The organism is Ilyobacter polytropus DSM 2926 (assembly GCF_000165505.1).
In the GTDB taxonomy this organism is placed as follows: Bacteria; Fusobacteriota; Fusobacteriia; order Fusobacteriales; family Fusobacteriaceae; genus Ilyobacter; species Ilyobacter polytropus.
This window is the reverse complement of record NC_014632.1, coordinates 1474010-1492562: the sequence shown is the minus strand read 5'-3', so window position 1 is coordinate 1492562 and position 18553 is coordinate 1474010. Positions and strand designations below refer to the sequence as shown.

The 18553-nt window shown below is 33.6% G+C and carries 22 protein-coding genes and 1 riboswitch; of the genes, 20 read left to right on the top strand and 2 right to left on the bottom strand.

Going from position 1 to position 18553, the window contains the following annotated elements:
- Positions 1-3: 3 nt before the first annotated feature.
- The 18 genes from rpsP (at position 4) to ILYOP_RS06825 (ending at position 14153) form a co-directional block, all read left to right on the top strand.
- Positions 4-267 carry a 30S ribosomal protein S16 gene (gene rpsP, locus ILYOP_RS06910; protein WP_013387819.1) on the top strand — a complete coding sequence of 88 codons (264 nt, stop codon included), beginning with the start codon at positions 4-6 and terminating at the stop codon, positions 265-267.
- A gap of 141 nt (positions 268-408) precedes the next feature.
- The gene (locus ILYOP_RS06905) at positions 409-678 is read left to right on the top strand and encodes a co-chaperone GroES (protein ID WP_013387818.1); all 270 of its coding nucleotides are present in this window, start codon (positions 409-411) and stop codon (positions 676-678) included.
- Between the two features lie 26 nt (positions 679-704).
- Positions 705-2321, top strand: coding sequence for a chaperonin GroEL (gene groL / locus ILYOP_RS06900; RefSeq protein WP_013387817.1), 1617 nt, complete (start codon positions 705-707; stop codon positions 2319-2321).
- A 288-nt stretch (positions 2322-2609) separates the two neighbouring features.
- A complete protein-coding gene (gene mreC / locus ILYOP_RS06895) occupies positions 2610-3413 on the top strand; it encodes a rod shape-determining protein MreC (RefSeq protein ID WP_013387816.1) in 804 nt (267 codons plus the stop codon).
- Between the two features lie 4 nt (positions 3414-3417).
- Positions 3418-3981, top strand: coding sequence for a LolA family protein (locus ILYOP_RS06890; protein WP_013387815.1), 564 nt, complete (start codon positions 3418-3420; stop codon positions 3979-3981).
- Positions 3982-4707: a DNA repair protein RecO gene (recO, locus tag ILYOP_RS06885; RefSeq protein ID WP_013387814.1), complete on the top strand. Its 726-nt coding sequence runs from the start codon at positions 3982-3984 to the stop codon at positions 4705-4707. It begins immediately after the preceding gene.
- The gene (locus ILYOP_RS06880) at positions 4691-5161 is read left to right on the top strand and encodes a PTS sugar transporter subunit IIA (protein WP_013387813.1); all 471 of its coding nucleotides are present in this window, start codon (positions 4691-4693) and stop codon (positions 5159-5161) included. Before recO ends, ILYOP_RS06880 begins: the two co-directional genes overlap by 17 nt.
- A 10-nt stretch (positions 5162-5171) precedes the next feature.
- Entirely contained in the window at positions 5172-5624 is a 453-nt protein-coding gene (gene nrdR, locus ILYOP_RS06875; protein WP_013387812.1) for a transcriptional regulator NrdR, read from the top strand.
- A gap of 8 nt (positions 5625-5632) precedes the next feature.
- The gene (aroQ, locus tag ILYOP_RS06870; RefSeq protein WP_013387811.1) at positions 5633-6070 is read left to right on the top strand and encodes a type II 3-dehydroquinate dehydratase; all 438 of its coding nucleotides are present in this window, start codon (positions 5633-5635) and stop codon (positions 6068-6070) included.
- Between the two features lies 1 nt (position 6071).
- A complete protein-coding gene (locus ILYOP_RS06865; RefSeq protein ID WP_013387810.1) occupies positions 6072-6905 on the top strand; it encodes a DUF368 domain-containing protein in 834 nt (277 codons plus the stop codon).
- A 3-nt stretch (positions 6906-6908) separates the two neighbouring features.
- The gene (locus ILYOP_RS06860) at positions 6909-7193 is read left to right on the top strand and encodes an FtsB family cell division protein (protein WP_013387809.1); all 285 of its coding nucleotides are present in this window, start codon (positions 6909-6911) and stop codon (positions 7191-7193) included.
- Positions 7194-7202: 9 nt separating this feature from the next.
- A complete protein-coding gene (gene glpX, locus ILYOP_RS06855; RefSeq protein ID WP_013387808.1) occupies positions 7203-8249 on the top strand; it encodes a class II fructose-bisphosphatase in 1047 nt (348 codons plus the stop codon).
- A gap of 83 nt (positions 8250-8332) precedes the next feature.
- Positions 8333-8827 (top strand): hypothetical protein, encoded by a 495-nt coding sequence (locus tag ILYOP_RS06850; protein ID WP_013387807.1) that lies wholly within the window; start codon positions 8333-8335, stop codon positions 8825-8827.
- A 9-nt stretch (positions 8828-8836) separates the two neighbouring features.
- Entirely contained in the window at positions 8837-9193 is a 357-nt protein-coding gene (locus ILYOP_RS06845; protein ID WP_013387806.1) for an ArsR/SmtB family transcription factor, read from the top strand.
- A 148-nt stretch (positions 9194-9341) separates the two neighbouring features.
- Positions 9342-10277 carry a cell division protein FtsZ gene (locus ILYOP_RS06840; protein ID WP_013387805.1) on the top strand — a complete coding sequence of 312 codons (936 nt, stop codon included), beginning with the start codon at positions 9342-9344 and terminating at the stop codon, positions 10275-10277.
- Between the two features lie 103 nt (positions 10278-10380).
- Positions 10381-10483: riboswitch (TPP riboswitch) on the top strand.
- A gap of 74 nt (positions 10484-10557) precedes the next feature.
- A complete protein-coding gene (locus ILYOP_RS06835) occupies positions 10558-11523 on the top strand; it encodes a thiamine ABC transporter substrate-binding protein (RefSeq protein ID WP_013387804.1) in 966 nt (321 codons plus the stop codon).
- 10 nt (positions 11524-11533) lie between these two features.
- Complete coding sequence (locus ILYOP_RS06830; RefSeq protein ID WP_013387803.1) at positions 11534-13054, top strand: ABC transporter permease; 1521 nt, start codon at positions 11534-11536, stop codon at positions 13052-13054.
- A gap of 139 nt (positions 13055-13193) precedes the next feature.
- Positions 13194-14153: a DNA polymerase III subunit delta gene (locus ILYOP_RS06825; protein ID WP_148223677.1), complete on the top strand. Its 960-nt coding sequence runs from the start codon at positions 13194-13196 to the stop codon at positions 14151-14153.
- A gap of 31 nt (positions 14154-14184) precedes the next feature.
- Here the strand turns inward: ILYOP_RS06825 and ILYOP_RS06820 are convergent, their stop codons facing one another.
- Positions 14185-16524, bottom strand: coding sequence for a heavy metal translocating P-type ATPase (locus tag ILYOP_RS06820; RefSeq protein WP_013387801.1), 2340 nt, complete (start codon positions 16522-16524; stop codon positions 14185-14187).
- A gap of 222 nt (positions 16525-16746) precedes the next feature.
- Here ILYOP_RS06820 and ILYOP_RS06815 point away from each other — a divergent pair, with 222 nt between their 5' ends.
- Complete coding sequence (locus tag ILYOP_RS06815; protein ID WP_245546498.1) at positions 16747-17103, top strand: DUF3870 domain-containing protein; 357 nt, start codon at positions 16747-16749, stop codon at positions 17101-17103.
- Between the two features lie 273 nt (positions 17104-17376).
- Positions 17377-18165 (top strand): inositol monophosphatase family protein, encoded by a 789-nt coding sequence (locus tag ILYOP_RS06810; protein WP_013387799.1) that lies wholly within the window; start codon positions 17377-17379, stop codon positions 18163-18165.
- 86 nt (positions 18166-18251) lie between these two features.
- On the opposite strand, the gene rpsT is transcribed toward ILYOP_RS06810, so the two are convergent.
- Positions 18252-18512 (bottom strand): 30S ribosomal protein S20, encoded by a 261-nt coding sequence (rpsT, locus tag ILYOP_RS06805; protein WP_013387798.1) that lies wholly within the window; start codon positions 18510-18512, stop codon positions 18252-18254.
- Positions 18513-18553: the final 41 nt, after the last annotated feature.

The window sequence follows — 18553 nt, the reverse complement described above, 5'->3', positions numbered from 1 at the left end:
GATATGTTAAAATTAAGATTGACTAGAATGGGAAGAACAAAAAGACCTACTTACAGAATAGCAGCAATGGAAGCTCTATCAAAAAGAGACGGTAAAGCAGTTGCTTACCTTGGTAACTACTTTCCACTAGAAGATTCTAAAGTGGTACTAAAAGAAGAAGAGATAATCAAGTATCTTACAAATGGTGCTCAGCCAACAAGAACAGTAAAAAGCATACTTGTAAAAGCAGGAGTATGGGCTAAATTTGAAGAAGCAAAGAAAAAATAAGTATTTATAACACACGATTAATTTCGTGTGTTTTTTTTTATAAAAAAAACTTGACGCAAAAATAAAATTGATATATTATATCTTTGTAGTGATTAGCAACCTACGAAAGAGAGTGCTAACAAAGTTGAAGGGAGGGATATGATGAAAATAAGACCTATAGGGGAAAGAGTACTTGTAAAATCCATAAAAATGGAAGAAAAAACAGCAAGCGGGCTTATTATTCCCGGAGCCGCAGATAAGGAAAAACCTAATCTTGGAGTAATAGAAGCAGTTGGATCTGGAGAAAAACTTCAAGATCTTAAAAATGGGGATAAAATAGTATATGCTAGGTTCGCCGGGACAGAGATAAAGGACGGGTCAGAAAAGTACCTTATCCTTAATATAGAAGATGTTCTTGCAGTTGTGGAGTAAGAATAAAATTTGGAGGTAATTTTAAGATGGCTAAGATACTTAAATTTAATGAAGAAGGAAGAAAAAAACTTGAGGCAGGTGTAAATACTCTTGCAGATGCAGTGAAGATAACATTGGGTCCTAGAGGAAGAAACGTTGTACTTGAAAAGGCTTTTGGAGCTCCTCTTATAACAAATGACGGAGTATCAATTGCCAAGGAGATAGAACTAGAAGACCCTTTTGAAAATGTAGGAGCACAACTGGTAAAAGAAGTGGCAACAAAGGCTAATGACGTAGCTGGGGATGGTACAACTACGGCAACGGTACTTGCTCAGGCAATGGTAAAAGAAGGCCTTAAAATGGTCAGTGCAGGAGCTAATCCTATGTTCATCAAAAAGGGGATGGAAAAAGCCGTAAAAGAAGCTGTAAGACATCTGAAAGAAAGAGCTAAGAAGATACAGGACAACGATGAGATTGCTCAGGTGGCATCTATATCGGCTTCAGACGAAGAGATCGGAGCTCTTATAGCAGAGGCTATGCAAAAGGTTGGAGAGACTGGGGTTATAACAGTGGAAGAGGCCAAGTCTTTTGAAACAACTCTTGAAGTTGTAGAAGGGATGCAATTTGATAAGGGCTATGTATCTCCTTATATGGCAACTGATCCAGAAAGAATGGAGGGTAATCTTGAAAACCCATATATTCTAATCACAGACAAGAAAATCTCAAATATGAAAGAAATACTACCTATATTAGAAGCAACAATGCAAGAATCTAAACCTCTTCTTATAATAGCAGGAGATTTAGAGGGAGAGGCATTGGCTACCCTTGTGGTAAATAAGCTCAGAGGAACTTTAAATGTAATCGCCGTAAAAGCTCCTGCTTTTGGAGACAGAAGAAAAGCGATGTTAGAAGATATAGCGGTGCTTACAGGTGGAGAAGTAATCTCTGATGAGAAAGCAATGAAACTAGAAGATGTGCAGCTGTATAATCTCGGAAGAGCAAAAAAAGTAAAGGTAACAAAGGATAATACAGTCATAGTAGACGGACTTGGAGCACAAAATGATATAGATTCTAAGGTAAATCAGATAAAAGCACAAATAGAGGAATCTACATCTGATTACGATAAAGAGAAACTTCAAGAAAGACTGGCAAAACTTTCTGGAGGGGTAGCAGTAATAAAGGTAGGGGCAGTGACAGAGACTGAGATGAAGGAGAAAAAACTCAGAATAGAAGATGCCCTAAATGCAACAAGAGCAGCTGTAGAGGAAGGAATAGTTCCAGGTGGAGGGACTATCATGATAGAGGTAGTAAAAGCAATGAAAGATTTTACTTTAGAAGGAGAAGAGGGTATAGGTGTAGAGATAGTAAAGAAAGCCCTTATGGCTCCTCTCAGACAGATCGCTGAAAATGCAGGTCTTGATGCAGGAGTGGTACTAGAAAAAGTTAAATCTCTTCCAGAGGGACACGGATTCAATGCCGCAAAAGAAGAGTATACAAACATGCTAGAGGCAGGAATAATAGACCCAGCTAAAGTAACTAGATCAGCCATACAAAACGCAGGTTCTGTATCATCGCTAATCCTAACAACTGAAGTAGTGGTAGTAGAAAAAAAAGAAGCTAAGGAAGATATGCAAAATCCAGGTATGATGCCTGGTATGATGTAAAAAACAGGGCGTAGGCCCTGTTTTTTACTATTGTAAACTAATATATTGAAAAATATATTTTAATTCTAGAAAATCCGGACTAAATAACTAGAATACTTAAATCTTAATACATTGTTGTCTTTACAAATACATTTTCATATTATATAATTGACTTACGCAGTATCAAAATAAAAGATCAAAAAATGTTAGTATAAATCACATTATTAATATGAATGAATGAAAGAGGCGTTAAAGTAAATGGTTAATAACAAGAATTAAAATGCAGGGACAGTAAGGAGCTATACAAATATGAAGTTTAAAAAAATGGGTGGGCCTAAAAAAAGACTCGCCTACTATATAGTAAGCCTGATTCTGGTCCTCTTGGTTTTAAGGGGGCCTCTTAATTCAATGGAAGGTCCTGTGGGAAATTTATTTTTTCCAGTAAAGGTATGGGTTTATCAGTCTACCAATAAAATGAAAGAGGGGCTGTCAACTCTCAAGAATTACAATAGGATAATGCAAGAGAATAAAGAGTTCAAACATGAGGTGGCAAAACTTGCAATCCTAGAAAAACAATCAGAGACTCTTATAGAGGAAAATAAGAGACTGCATGAGCTACTAGATATGAAACAAAAGAGCAAAACAGTTTTTAAAGTTGCAAGAATTAATTTTAAAGACAGTCTGACCTACCATGAAAGTGTATTTATAGATCTAGGAGAAACAGACGGAATAAAAAAAGATATGGTGGTAATGGCGGGGAAAGACCTTTTGGGTAGGGTATCAAAAATTTATAAAGATTATTCTCTGGTTGAGCTTGTTACAAAAGGTGACGTGTATACAAGTGTTTTAAGTTATAAAAATGAGGTTTTAGGTGTATTAAAAGGTGAAAACTCAGAATTAATGACTATGGAGAGTGTTTCTGTAGATAAAAACATAGAGGTGGGAGAGGAAATATACACTTCTGGAATAAGTGATATTTATCCTAAGGGAATTTATGTAGGAAGAGTTGAAAGTATAGGGGAGAGTAAAAACCAACTTTTTAAAGATATAAAAATAGTTCAAGATTTTAATATTTTTGATATCAATGAAGTCATAATATTTGAAGAGGAGTAATAGAATGAAAAAAATATGTTTAATATTGTTTTTTGTACTTATAAATATTCTTTCCTTTGGTGCTGAGAAGACTCTGTCAGATATAAAAAGTTTTCAATTTGATGCAAGAGAGGTAACCTTGATAAATGGAAAAAATCGGGTTAAAGATTATAATATAAAGGCAGTACTTCCTGACCTTATAAAAAAAGAAATTATTTTTCCAGAAGAAAATAAGGGAGAAATTTATATTTATAATAAGAATAAAAAGATTGTATATCTCCCACTTTTTCAGCAGAGTTATGAGGAAGAACTTGATGATGAGGAAAATTATATTATCAAAGTTATAAAAGATATAAAAACCAAGGAACAGAAAGATGCCAAATTCAAGAGTAATTTTTATAGCGGTAAAATAAAAGAGTTAGAATATGAAAGTGGTTTGAGAATAGTTTTTGAGAAATTAGAAAAAGTAAAGGGCTATTATTTTCCGGTACAGATAACTGTTTATGATGGAGATTCAAAATTATCTGAAGTTATGCTAAAAAAAATAGTTATCAACCCTGAATTTTTAAGTAGTGAGTTTGAAATATAGATGAAATTTTTAAGTAGTGACGGAGTAATCATAAAAAAATTAGATTATGGAGAAGCAGATAGACTGATAACAATTTTCAGTCGGAGATATGGTAAAATACAACTTAATATAAAAGGAATACGAAAATCCAAAAGAAGGGACAAAAATGCTGTAGAACTTCTAGCTTTTTCTAAGTTTGTTTTTTATAGAAAAGGTGAACGCCTTATAACTACAAATTTCGAATTACTTGATTCATTTTGGGGTATAAGAAGCAATATAAAAAATATTGAGATAATAATGTACATTTTATCTGTGTTGAACAATATCTTGGTAGAAAACCAGAGGAAAAGTGTTCTTTATGATTATTTTTTAAAGGTTATAAATTATTTAGATAAAAGTGAAAATCAAATAAAAAATCATTTACTTGTTTGTCATTTTTTAAGTAAAATGATACAAGAGGAAGGAATTGCTTTTGAATTATCAGAAGGTGAATATTTTGACATAGAAAACTCAAAATTCAGAAAAAATTCTGGAAGTTATTTTTTAAAATTATCTAAAATGGAAAAAAAAATATTGGAAAATATATCAGGTGAGAAATCAGATGGTGTTTTGAAAGAGATAAGAGATATTACAGTTGTAAAAAAAGTAATAAATATATTGGAAAGATATATAAATTATCATCTCCACACTAGTCTAAATTTCAAACATTTTTTAGGGGAGGATTTAAAAAATGGTGAATATAGTTAAGATAACAGATTACATGTCAAATGACCTAATAAACCTAGACCTTAAGGCTGGAAATAAAACAGAAGTACTAAAAGAGTTATCGGCTTTGATAGGTCAATCAGACACAATAACTGATAATGGAGTAACTCATAAGGCACTGGTAGAAAGGGAGGAGTTAGGAAGTACAGGAATAGGTAAAAAAGTGGCTATTCCCCATGCAAAAACAGATGCAGCAGAAAGACTGACAATTGCCTTTGGAATAAGCAAAAAAGGTGTTGATTTTGCTTCTCTAGATGAAGAAAATGTAAAAATGTTTTTTGTTTTTGCTTCTCCTCTCAGAGACAGTCAAATATATTTGAAAGTATTAGCTAGAATTTCTAGACTTATCAGAAACGAAGAATTTAGAAATAAACTCTTGGCAGTAAAAACTCCAGAAGAGGTACTAGAGTGCATTGAAGAAGAAGAGAATATTTAGGTGATTTCATATGAAATGTCCATTTTGTGATTCGGAGAATACAAGAGTTGCAGACAGTAGATCCTACTCAGAAGGTTACTCTATAAAGAGAAGGCGTGAATGTAATTCTTGTGGAAAAAGATTTACAACTTATGAGAAGGTGGAGGAGACACCTTTTTATGTGGTGAAAAAGGATAAAAGCCGAGAAAAGTTTGACAGTGAAAAACTAATGAGAGGACTCATGAGAGCCACAGTTAAGAGAAATATAAGCAGAGAGGAGCTGGAGGTTTTTTTGATGGATGTTGAAAAAACTATCCATAATTCTCTTAAGAATGAGATAACTACTCAGGAATTGGGCGAATTAATAATGGAAAAATTAAAACACTTTGATGAAGTGGCATATGTAAGATTTGCTTCTGTGTATATGGAGTTTGACGATATAAAGTCTTTTATTGAGATTGTAGAAGATATAAAAAGAAAGTAGGTTTTTAAATGCTTAAGATATTGGTGATTCACGGGGTAAATTTGAATTTTTTGGGGACTAGAGAGCCTAAAATATACGGAAGTCTGACCCTAGAAGATATAAATAAAAAAATTAAAGATAGAGCTTCTGAGCACGACTTTGAAATAGAGATATTTCAATCAAACCATGAAGGTGAGATAGTGGATAAAATACAGAGCCACTTTCAAAATAGCGACTATCTTGTCATCAATCCAGCTGCCTTTACACATTACAGCATCGCTATAAGGGATGCTATTTTGGCTACTGGAATAAAAACTATAGAGGTTCATCTTTCTAATGTCCACAGCAGGGAAGAATTTAGAAGGAAGTCTGTAATAGCTGATATTGCTGTTGGACAGATAGCTGGATTTTCATACTATGGCTATATAATGGCTTTGGACTACATAAAAGAAAGTTGTGTGAAATAATATGTTTAAAAATGTAATAAAAGGTGCAGTGATAGGAGTTGCCAATGTTATTCCCGGAATATCAGGGGGAACATTGGCACTTATTTTAGGTATATACGAAAAATTAACAGAATCTATAGGCGAATTTTTTAATGTTACCCGTAAGAAAAAAGTGGAATATATAATATTTCTTTCTCAAATAATGATTGGTGCAGGGGTAGGAATACTTATTTTCGCTAAACTGATAGAATTTCTGTTTAAAAATCATTATGAAGGAACGAGCTTTTTTTTCCTAGGGGTAATAATAGCATCTTTGCCTGCTATTATGCATCATAAGGATAAAATACATCCTAAGAAAAATGAGGTTATACTATTTTTAATTGGAGGACTTATTCCCCTGGTACTGTTTTTTTATCAAAGTTTTATTAAAGTTTCGGCTGTTGACGGAATAGACGGGACTATATCTAGTTTCTATATTATTAAATTGTTTTTATGTGGGATAATAGCCGGGGGAACTATGGTAATTCCTGGTATATCAGGTTCTCTTATACTTATGATATTAGGGGAATATTATAATGTCCTTGGATTTATAAATAATTTTAAAATTTTTCCTATGGGTATGTTTGCTGTAGGAGCAGCTGTTGGTATATTTATTTTTGCAAAGGTGATGGATAAATTCTTAAAAAGACATAAGGATGAGACTCTGTATTTTATTCTTGGTATTGTCACTTTGTCTCTTTTAGAAATGTGGCCTGGAGTGACTTTAAATATATCGAATATAGTTTTGGATATGGTTGTCTTTTGTACGGGTATTTTTATTGTGACTCGAGTAAGAAATATAAAAATAAAGAGGTAATTTATGAAAATAAATATTAAAAACAAAAGGGAGTTATTTGTTACTCTTGTATTTTTAGTTTTTTTACAATACTTTCTTCCGAAAATATATAGAAGCCATGTAAAACTCAATAAGCTTATTAAAGAAAAAAAAGACTTAAATTTAATTCATGAAAATGTTAAAATAAACATAATGGAGCTGGATCAGGATATAGAAAAACTAGATGATCCTTATTATATAGAAAAAATATCAAGAGAGAAGCTTCAAATGAGAAAAAAAGGTGAGGTCATTTATAGATTGACCGACTAGGAGGATAGAATGAAAAGAGAATTAGCATTAGAATTTGCCAGAGTAACAGAGGCAGCCGCTCTCGCAGCCTATAAATGGGTAGGTAAAGGAGATAAAGAAGGAGCCGATCAGGCAGCTGTAGATGCTATGAGAAGCATGCTAAATAAGCTATCTATAAAAGGTGAGATAGTTATTGGTGAAGGAGAAATTGATGAAGCTCCTATGCTTTATATAGGAGAAAAAGTCGGGAAACTTAATAACTCAGAGACGCTGTCAGAAGAAGAACTGTGTTATTTAACTGAAGTAGATATAGCGGTAGACCCTGTAGAAGGGACTAGAATGACTGCTCAGGGACAGCCAAATGCCATAGCAGTACTCGCTGTAGGAAACAAGGGAAGTTTTTTAAAAGCTCCTGACATGTATATGGAAAAACTTATAGTTGGTCCTGAAGCAAAAGGGGTAATCGATCTAGAGAAGCCTTTAGTTGAAAATGTAAAAAATGTTGCAAAAGCCTTAAAAAAAGAATTGAATGATATGACAATGGTTGTTCTTGATAAACCTAGGCACAGCCAGGTAATAAAAGATCTTCAGGATATGGGATTGAGAATCTATGCTCTTCCTGATGGAGACGTTGCTGGATCAATTCTCTCGGCTGTAGTTGATTCTGACGTGGATATGCTCTATGGTATAGGGGGAGCTCCTGAAGGAGTAATCTCTGCAGCTGTTATAAAAGCTTTAGGCGGAGATATGAATGCCAAACTAAAGCTTAGAAGTGAGGTTAAAGGAATATCTCTTGAAAATGATAAAATATCTAATTATGAAAAAACCAGATGTCAAGATATGGGAATAGATATAACTAAGGTCATGAGAATAAACGACCTAGTAAAAGATGATGAAGTTATTTTTTCTGCTACAGGTATAACAGGAGGAGATCTTTTAGAAGGTGTTAAGAAAAAAGGTCCTATAGCTAGAACTCAGACTCTTCTTGTAAGAGGAAAAACTAAAACTATCAGATATATCAATTCTGTACATAACTTAGACTACAAAGATGAGGACATAAAGGGATTAATCAGATAGCAGCAAGGTTTCCTTGCTGTTTTTCTTTTATAAATAAGAAATCTTGAAACTATTTCGAAATAATAAAAAAATGGGGGAATATTATGATATTTTTTGATGATTTTATAAAAAAAGTTGAAAAAAAAGATCTGCCATTAGATGGTAAATACAGTTTTGGATTGGAAATGAAAAAAATAGTTGTTTGGTTAGGGACAGGAATCCCTTTGGTGCTTTTAGGGGCTTATCAATTTGCTCTAGGCTATACCCAAGGAATGAAAATCGGATATATTATATTTGGTATTGTACTTCTAATTTTGGGTCTGGGGCATCTATGGCTGGCTTTTTCTTATAAAATTTCTTTGGATTTTCAAAAAAATAGTTTAAAAAATAAAAAGACGAATATATCTTTGGATGAGATAGAAAGTTGTATAATGTCTAAAATGGTAGCCCCTGGAGGTAAAAAGCTCCAAACTTGTGTAGAGATAATAACAAAGGATAAAGTAAAGGTTATAATACCTCTTATAATGAAAAATAAGATAAATTTTGCAGCTCTTTTGAGAAAAAAACTGGGAAATAAATTTGAGATCATAAGAGATTAAGGGGGTAAAATGGGTAGAAACATAGAAACATGTGATTGTATAACTATACATAAAGACGTAGTTGAAAAAGTAAAAAAGAATCTTAAAAGTGATGAGTTAATACAAAATGTAGCAGATTTCTTTAAAGCTTTTTCAGATAGTACAAGACTGAAAATAGTATCAATGCTTTTAGAAGAGGAGATGTGCGTGTGTGATATCGCAAATGTTCTCAATATGACTCATTCATCTGTGTCCCATCAGTTGAGAGTCTTGAGACAGCTGAGAGTTGTAAAGAATAGAAAAGACGGAAAGACTGTTTATTATTCTTTAGACGATGATCATGTGCGAACAATATTGGCCCAGGGAATAAATCACCTTAAACATTAACTTTTAACGAAAGTTATAAGCTAAAAAACTTTTCCATAATAAAAAATCATAAAAATATTATAATAAAATACAGACTCAGACAAGGAAAGATAAAATTTCATCTAATATAGCTTAATAATGAAAGTTATTTATGCGGGGAGTGAAAATTATGGGGGATTTTAAATTTTCTATGAAGGTTTTTGGAGTCGGAGGTGCAGGGATAAATGCCTTAAACGACATGATTGAAAGTGGAGTAGAAGGAGTAGAATATATAGCTGCAGATACAAATATAGGAAAATTGAATACATCTCTTTCTCCTGTGAAGATACAGCTCGGAAGCAAGATAACTTTTGGACTAGGTACAGGAGGAGATTACCAAAAGGGTTATCTTTGTGCAAAGGAAGAAGATGGAACCATAAAGGAGCTTTTAAAGGATACAGATATGCTTTTTATAGTATCTGGAATGGGTGGAGGAACTGGAAGTGGTGCTGTGCTTAGGATAGCCGAGCTTGCACATAAGCTCGATATACTGACAGTGGCAATTGTGACTAAACCTTTTTCTTTTGAAGGGCGTATGAAAAAACTTACTGCTCAGGATACTCTAGAGCATTTAAAGCCTTATGTTGATTCTTATATTGTTATTTCAAATGACAATCTTCTCAGGCTTCCTAATGTAAACATAACTCTTCAAAATGCTTTTAAAGAGGCTGATAAAATACTGAAAAATTCTGTCAAAAATATAAAAGATATAATTTTTAAAAACGGACTTATAAATCTTGATTTTGCAGATATAAAAGCTGTTTTGAAAAATGCAGGAGAGGCAATGATAGGCTTTGGAAGAGGAAAGGGGAGTATAGCCCCTATACTAGAAGCTGCTCTTGCCAGCCCTCTTATAGAGGGAGAGATAAAAGGAGCTCAGCAACTCCTAATAAATATTGCCAGTGGAGATAACCTTCCTCTAGACAAACTTGCTGAAGTCCAGATGGCCATCAACAAGCTCTTAATAATAGAACCTGAAAATATAATTTTAGGAGTTATTATAGACGAGGAATTAGAAAGTGATATTGAAATAGCAGTTATCGGAACAAAAATTAAATCTCTTTGAGAAAACGAGGCTTTTAAAAGCCTCGTTTTAATTTATTATAATTTTCCCATGTAGTTAATATATTGACATTATTATCCTTATCTTGCTATACTCCATTATATACAATAAATAATTCGGGAGCTGAAAAGGCTGAGAGGAGATATGATATCTCGACCGATAAACCTGATCTGGATAATGCCAGCGTAGGAAGCAAATTTTATTAGTAAATTTGACGGACTGCCAGAGGCAGTCTGTTTTTTTATGAAAACTTATAAATTGAATAAAAAAATTGGAGGTTATTATGAAAAAAATATTTGCATTTATTTTTGTATTGGTTGCTATGACAGCATACGGAAATGAAGTTGTAACAGTCTACGGGCCAGAATCTATGAAGTGGATTCAGCGAGATATCGCATCAAAATTTAAAGAAGAAACCGGAGTTGAAATTAAATTTGTCAGCATTAACGGTCTGGTACCTAGGATGAAACTAGAGAAAAATAATCCAAGGGCTGACGTAGTCTTAGGACTTACTCCTAGTAGTGCTGAGATGGCAAAAAATGAGGGACTGACAGCAAAATACCGTCCAAAAAGTTATAAAAACATATCCAAAGAAGAGTTTATCATGGATGAAGAATGGTATGTGACACCATTTGATTATGGTGCCCTTGCGATAAACTATGATGCTCAGATGCTTAAAAATCCTCCCAAGTCATTTGAGGAGATATCTAAAATGGAAAAACAGTTTTTAGTAGAGGATCCGAGGTCTTTCACTGGACAGGAGTTTATGCTCTGGACTATTGCGGTTTACGGAGATCAGTGGAAAGAGTTTTGGAAAAATCTAAAACCATCGATACTTACTGTAACACCAAGCTGGGATGAGGCCTTTGCAAAATTTACTGCTAAAGAGGCTCCTATGATGGCCGGATATGCTTCAAGCAGTGTTTATTTTTATCAGGACGGAAATCAGAATAAATATAAGAGCTTTATCCCTGAAGAGGGAGGCTATGTATATCTAGAAGGGGCAGCCCTTGTAAGTAAGAAAAAAATAAAAAAAGGATCAAAAAAGTTTATGGACTATATCTTGGAAAAAGATTTCCAGGAACTTACAGCAAAGAAAAACTATATGTTCCCAGTGACTAATGTAAAACTTCCTGAGGAATATAAATATGTACCAGTACCTAAAAAGGTAGTTACAATAAGTGGAAAAGATGCTGTGGCTAATCTTGAAACTTGGAAAAAAGAACTTATAGATATTTTAAAAGACTAAAGGAGTACTTATGAAGAAGGGGAAGCTGAGTCTCAATTTATTTTATATGACTCTCTGGGGAATACCTATATTTATATTTGCCAGGGACTTCTTTAGACTAGAGGACTTAACAGAGATTTTTAATGCATCTACGTATAAGACGGTGGCCTTCTCATTTAAGCAGGCCTCTATATCTGTGATTCTGTCATTTATTCTTTCTATAGTTCCCTCCTATTATATAGCCTATAGAAGAGACCGAATAAGCAGACTTTTGGAAAGTCTTATATTCATTCCTTTCTTTTTTCCTGTGATATCTACTATAGTGGCATTTTCAATAATATTTAACCTGGGATTCTTTAAGGAATTCCAGGTTCTTTATTCTCTCAAGGCTATAATAATAGCCAATGTATTCTATAATGCCCCTATATTCTTAAAGTATCTCGGGGAGGGGATGAAATCTATTCCAAAAGAGATATTAGAAGCTGCAAGACTAGAAGGTATAAGTGAAAAGGATCTTTTTTTTAAAATTAAGTTGCCTCTTATAATGCCTCAGATTTTCAGGGCATTTTTCATGGTTTTTGTATATTGTTTTACTTCTTTTGCCATAATACTGTCTCTAGGAGGAATCAACTACTCTACACTTGAGGTGGAGATAGCTACGACTCTCATGGGAAGTTTTGATTTCTCTAAGGCTTTTGCCTTGGGAATGGTTCAGTTTGGAATTCTGACTATAGTAAATTCCCTGGGACAACGTATAGAGGGGTATGAGCTCAAAGGTGAGGGAGATGTAAAAAAAGTCAGTTTTTTTACGAAGGCTTACAGTATAATCTACCTAATTTGTGAATACGCAGTTGTTTTCACAGGACTTGTCTTTGCTTTTTTCAATTTTTATACAGGTAAGATTTCTTTTAAAGCTTTTTCAACACTTTTTTCGGTTGAATTAAACGAATATTATCCTGTGGTAAAAGGTCTGATAAACTCTTTGTTTTTATCTGGGATAGTGTCGGCTCTGACTCTTATATTCACATATCTCATTCTTAAAAATTATACAAAATTCACAAATTACATTATCTTTTCAACTTTTGGATTTTCCAGCGCATTTTTGGCAATAACCCTTGTTTACATGAATATAATCTGGAATATACCTCTTTGGATTCTTCTTGTTATAGGCTATTTTCTAACCTCTATACCTGTTGCCTACTCTTTTATGTATCAGTATATAAGAGAGTTTCCAAAAGATATTTTGGAAGCAGCAAAAATAGACGGAGCAGGGAAAAGGGATATATTTTTCCTTATAGAATTTCCCATCCTAAAAAATATATTTATATCTATATTTTTACAGATATTTGCCATTGTTTTCGGAGAATTTACCATAACTTATACGATGCAGGTGGGGGATATTTTTCCCGTTGTGTCCCTTGTAAACTATTCTATAGCGTCTGATAAGAGATTTCTAGAGAGTTCTGCTTTAAGTGCTCTTAACCTTATAATAATAATAAGTTTATTTATTTTGTCACAGTATTTGAGAGACCGAGAGTGGAAGAATAGCTGATACAGAGGTTTTACTATAAAATATAAGCCTTTTCTTTATAAAATATAAGGATTATAGTATAATGTTTTATAGATTTTTTAAAAAATAAGAGTGAGGTAAGGTGAGAGGTTTGCTCTATTTTATATATGGGGATAATCCCTTGGAATTAAAATATGAAGATATGAAAAAAGAGATAATAAAAAAAGATCCTGGGATTGTGCCCAGGTATTTTGATGTCTCACAAAAGGAGGAGGAAGATTTTCTCCAGGCGATATCAATAAACTCAATGTTTGGAGGGAGTGAACTTTTAGTCCTTAAAAGATTTCAACTACTTAAAAAACCTGAGAATTTTGTGAAAGCGATGGAAAACTATAATATTGTGAACAAAGATGTGATAATTCTCTATGAGGAGTCTCTAAATGCCTTCGGGAAGCCTGAAAATCCAGTTGTAAAAAAGTTACTAGACAGGATTTCTAAAAATTTTAAAGTTATAGAGGCAAGACAGGGAAAAAATGGGAAGTCTCTTGTTTTTTATGTGAGCAGTGAACTAGAAATAAAAGAGAATGATGCAGATAAGCTTCTTCAGATGATAGGCCGGGACTCTATGCAGGTTCGGCAGGAAGTGGAAAAGATAAAATTATTTTTAGGTGGAGAAAAATTTACTTTTGAAAAAATAAAGGGAATAATAAGCCTTTCTAGAGAATATCATATGAAAAATCTTGTGGATGAATTTCTTGCAGGGAATAAAGAAAATTTACTGTATCATCTGAAACATGAGAAAAACTATATGAGTTTTATCTATATTTTGTCAAATGAGTTAGATATTTTGTTAAAACTAAAAATGCTTCAGGCAAAGGGAGTTCTTTCTTATAATACATCCTATAATCTTTTTAAGGACAGGGTTTATGAAGGGGTAAAAAAGTATTTTTTAAAAGGAGACGGAAGAGGCAGTATTCATGCCTATCAGTTGTTTTTAAAATTTAATCTTCTGAGCAGCTATACTGAAAAATTTTTAATAGAAAAACTAAATAAACTTTTGGAAATAGAGTATAAATTTAAAAGCGGTCAGGGAGATGAAGATATAATGGTAGAATCCTTTATAGCCGCATTTAAAAATTAATAAATAAAAAATCCGGGATGTCCCGGATTTTTTATTTATGCTTTAATATACGCATAGAATTCAGTACGGCCAAGAGAGCCACTCCCACATCTGCGAAGATCGCCTCCCACATTGTAGCCATTCCCCCTATACCTAACGCCATAACCAGCAGTTTTATGCCTATGGCAAGAGATATATTCTGTAAAACGATTACTCTGGTGAACTTGGCTACATCTATAACCTCACGGAGTTTGATAGGTTCATCGTTCATTATTATCACGTCTGCCGCCTCGATGGCAGAGTCACTACCTATTCCTCCCATGGCTACCCCTATATCTGACAGAGCCAAAACAGGAGCGTCATTTATGCCGTCTCCTACAAAGATAACAGAACCTTTTATCTGTTCTTTTATCTTTTGGAAATGATCTACCTTTTCATCTGGAAGGAGTTCTGAATGGATCTCTTTTATCCCTATCTCTTTTCCGATCTTTTCTGCTACTTTTTTTCTGTCTCCAGTGAGCATAAAGGATTTTATTCCTATCTCTTTTAACCTTTTCACAGCCTCATGAGAATCTTTTTTTATCTCATCTGATATGAGAATATATCCTGCATAAACACCGTTTTTAGCCACATAAACAATTGTTCCTAAAAGGTCAGCCTCATCAAATTTTATAGAATGTTTTTTAAGAAGTTTAGCATTTCCCGTCAAAATTTCATCTTTTTTATAATGAGCTTTTATACCATAGCCTTCTAACTCATGGTGATTTTCTATATTTTCTTCGTTTATGGGTTTTTCCAAGGAGTTTTTCACACATTCTCCTATTGGATGATTGGAGTACCATTCTGCAGCAGCAGCCAATTCCAAAAGTTCCTCTTTGTCTCCGTTTACAGCCATTATATCAGTGACTTTGAATTTACCCATGGTAAGGGTACCTGTTTTGTCAAAGACTACAGCCTTGACGTTGTTTAGTTCCTCTAAATAATTTCCTCCCTTAACAAGAATTCCTTTCTTAGAGGCGGATCCTATACCGCTGAAAAAACTAAGTGGTATAGACACCACAAGGGCACAAGGGCAGGAAACTACAAGAAATATAAGGGCTCTGTAAAACCATGATGAGAATTCCCCTACAAATATAGGTGGTATAAAGGCAATAGCTAATGCTGAAAAAACCACTATAGGTGTATAAAATTTTGCGAATTTTGTGATGAACTTTTCCGAAGGTGCTTTTTTAGAACTTGCGTTTTCAACCATTTCTAGTATCTTTGATACTGTAGAGTGGGAAAAATCCTTTGAAACCTTTATTTCAAGAGTTCCGTTTTTATTGACACTTCCGCTTAAAATTTCGTCTCCTAAGGAAACATCCTTAGGAAGGGACTCTCCAGTGAGGGCAGAGACATCAACTGTGGAGTTACCCTTTGATATTTCTCCGTCGAGAGGAACTTTTTCACCTGGTTTAACAAGAATAATATCCCCTATATTAACTTTATCAGGGGAAACTTTTTCAAATTTTCCGTTATTATTTTTTAAGTTGGCGTAATCAGGTCTTATATCCATAAGACTTTCTATTGATTTTCTGGAATTTTCAACTGCCCTGTCCTGAAAGTATTCACCAACCTTGTAAAACAACATAACTCCCACAGCTTCAGAAGTTTCACCGATGGAAAAAGCACCGAAGGTTGCTATTGTCATGAGGAAGTTTTCATCCATAAAGTTTCCTCTTTTAATGTTTTTAAATGAATTTATTACTATATCTCCTCCTACAAGGATATAGGCAATAACCATTAAAAAAATTTTTAAATTTGGAATATTTTCCATAAACAGCCCGGCTATAAAGAGAGCCCCTCCTATAAAGAGGAATAAAAGCTCTTTTCTTGCCATAGAACCATGAAAATGATCGTGTCCGTGATCGTGGTATACTATTTCAGAATGTTCATATGTTACATTTACATGAGGCTCTAAAGATTTCACAATTTTTTCTACCTTTTTGAATATTTCACTTTCCATATTTTTTTCTGAAATATTCAAGTCTAAAATTTGTTTTGAAAAGTTTAGGCTAACAGTATCTACAAAGTCAAGTTTTGAAACTTTATCTTCTATTTTTACTGCACACCCTGCACAGTTTAACCCAGAGAGTTTTATTTTAAGGTCTTTCGACTTATCATTTATATCCTCAAAATAAGTTCCCGGTTCTATGCTGTCTGCCAATTTATTTATCTTCTCTAAAAAAGACTTATCGTCTTCACCTGAAATTTTTAAGGTGATTTTTTTCTTCATGAAATTAAGATGAACTTCTTTTGTTCCTTTTAAAGAGGAGACTGCTTCTTCTATCTTGGCTGCACATCCTCCACAATGAAGATTTTTTATGAGATACTCTTTTTTTATGTAAATCATCTAACCACCCCTAATATATGAATATATGTTCATACGTATTGTATATTCTTATATTTTATTTGTCAATATTATTTTAGTTATACGATATTAAAATCTATTTTTCCTCTTTTAATTTAATAAGAGTAATTAAAGTTTCAATTAGGAATCAACAAAAGAAAAAATTGATTTTTTTCTTTACTAAGGATATACTTCAAGAAGAGAAGTGTTATCAAAGGTTATTTTTTGAAGAGAGGTGTTATCGTGGGAAAAAGCGTATTGGTCACAGGATACTCTAAAGTACCTGCAAAAACATCAGCAGCGGACATATATTCGGTTATGGGGATATGTATGGAGATTGATGTTGAAAGTGGATATATTTTAGAGGCAGACTGTACTCTGGTTACAGAGTTATCTAAAAATTATGTCATAGGCCTTCTTAAAGGTGAAAATATTAATGATATTGCAGCCCTTGAGGAAAAATTCAGAAAGGGTTATCAGGGATCTGCAAAAAAAGCCCTGGTTACAGGGATGAAGATATGTCATGACAGGTACCTCAAGGCTTTGCAAAACAGAAAGGCTTTAGAGGAAGAAACAATATAAGGTCGGTTTACTCTCTTTAGATTAACTGCGGGATGAGAATATATCCAGTGGTATAATTTACTAGAGAGTTAGCCGATTTTTTAAATATCTTTAAAAATCCAAAAAAGTAAACAGCAAAGGGATAATTTGATCTCAAAAAAAAAGAAAAAATGATATAATTTCTAGAAGTGAGTCTGTGGTTCAATTTTTAAAAGAACTCAGTATTAATTATTAAATTTTATTTTAAAGTGTAAGGGATGAATCTGTATTTTAAATAAAAGGATGTGAATTATAGTGATTGATGTAAAAAAAGTTTTGACAGAAGTAGAAGGATGGGCAAGGGAAGTAGGTGAGATTCAAAGGGAAAACTTTAGGAAAGATGACCTAGAGATAGATACAAAATCAACAGTGACAGATCTTGTAACTGAGATAGATAAAAAAAGTGAGAAATATTTAATCGATAAAATAGAAAAAAATTATCCGGATCACGCTATATTGGGAGAGGAAACTGGTGCTCACCATAAAGAATCAGAGTACCTCTGGGTGTTAGATCCACTGGATGGGACAAATAACTATGCTCAGGGACTGCCAATATATTGTGTTTCAATAGGACTAGAGTATAGGGGTAAAGCTGTTTTAGGTGTTGTATACGCACCATATCTAGATGAGATGTACACTGCAATAAAAGACGGAGGTACCTTTTGCAACGGGAAAAAGTTGAAGGTGGGATCGGAAAAAGAACTGAACCGGTGTGTACTAGCAACAGGTTTTCCCTATGACAAGCTGACGAATCCTTTAAACAACATAGATTATTTTGGGGAACTTGTACCAAGGTTAAGAGGAGTGAGAAGAATGGGGGCGGCGGCTTATGACCTGGCTTGTGTAGCTTCAGGGGTATTGGATGGATACTGGGAGATGAATCTAAGGCACTGGGATGTAGCTGCAGGGATACTTTTGGTAGAAGAGGCTGGAGGTAAGATATCACATTTTAGAGACGACAGAGAATACTCTATAATTGCAGGAAATAAAGAAGTAGTTGGACTAATAGAAAACCATATTAAAATAGTAGACAGTAAAAGATAAGAGCCGACGATGTCCGGCTTTTTTTTCTACAAAAAAGAAAAAAGGATGTTGAAAAATCAACATCCTTTAAATCACATTAAAGCTAATTATAGTGCGTTTACTCTAGCTGCAAGTCTAGCTTTTTTTCTAGAAACAGTATTCTTCTTAAGAATTCCTTTTGAAACCGCTTTGTCAAGCTCTTTGTAGATTAGAGATAAAGAAGCTTGTGCAGCTTCAGCGTTTTTAGTTTCAACATCTGTTAAAACTTTTTTCGCCATAGTTTTTACTCTAGACTTAACATCCTGATTTCTCTTTCTGTTTCTTTCTGCGATTGATATTCTCTTTTTAGCTGATTTTGAGTGTGCCAAATTAAAAACCTCCTAAGGTAATCTTTTCAATTGAAAAAATA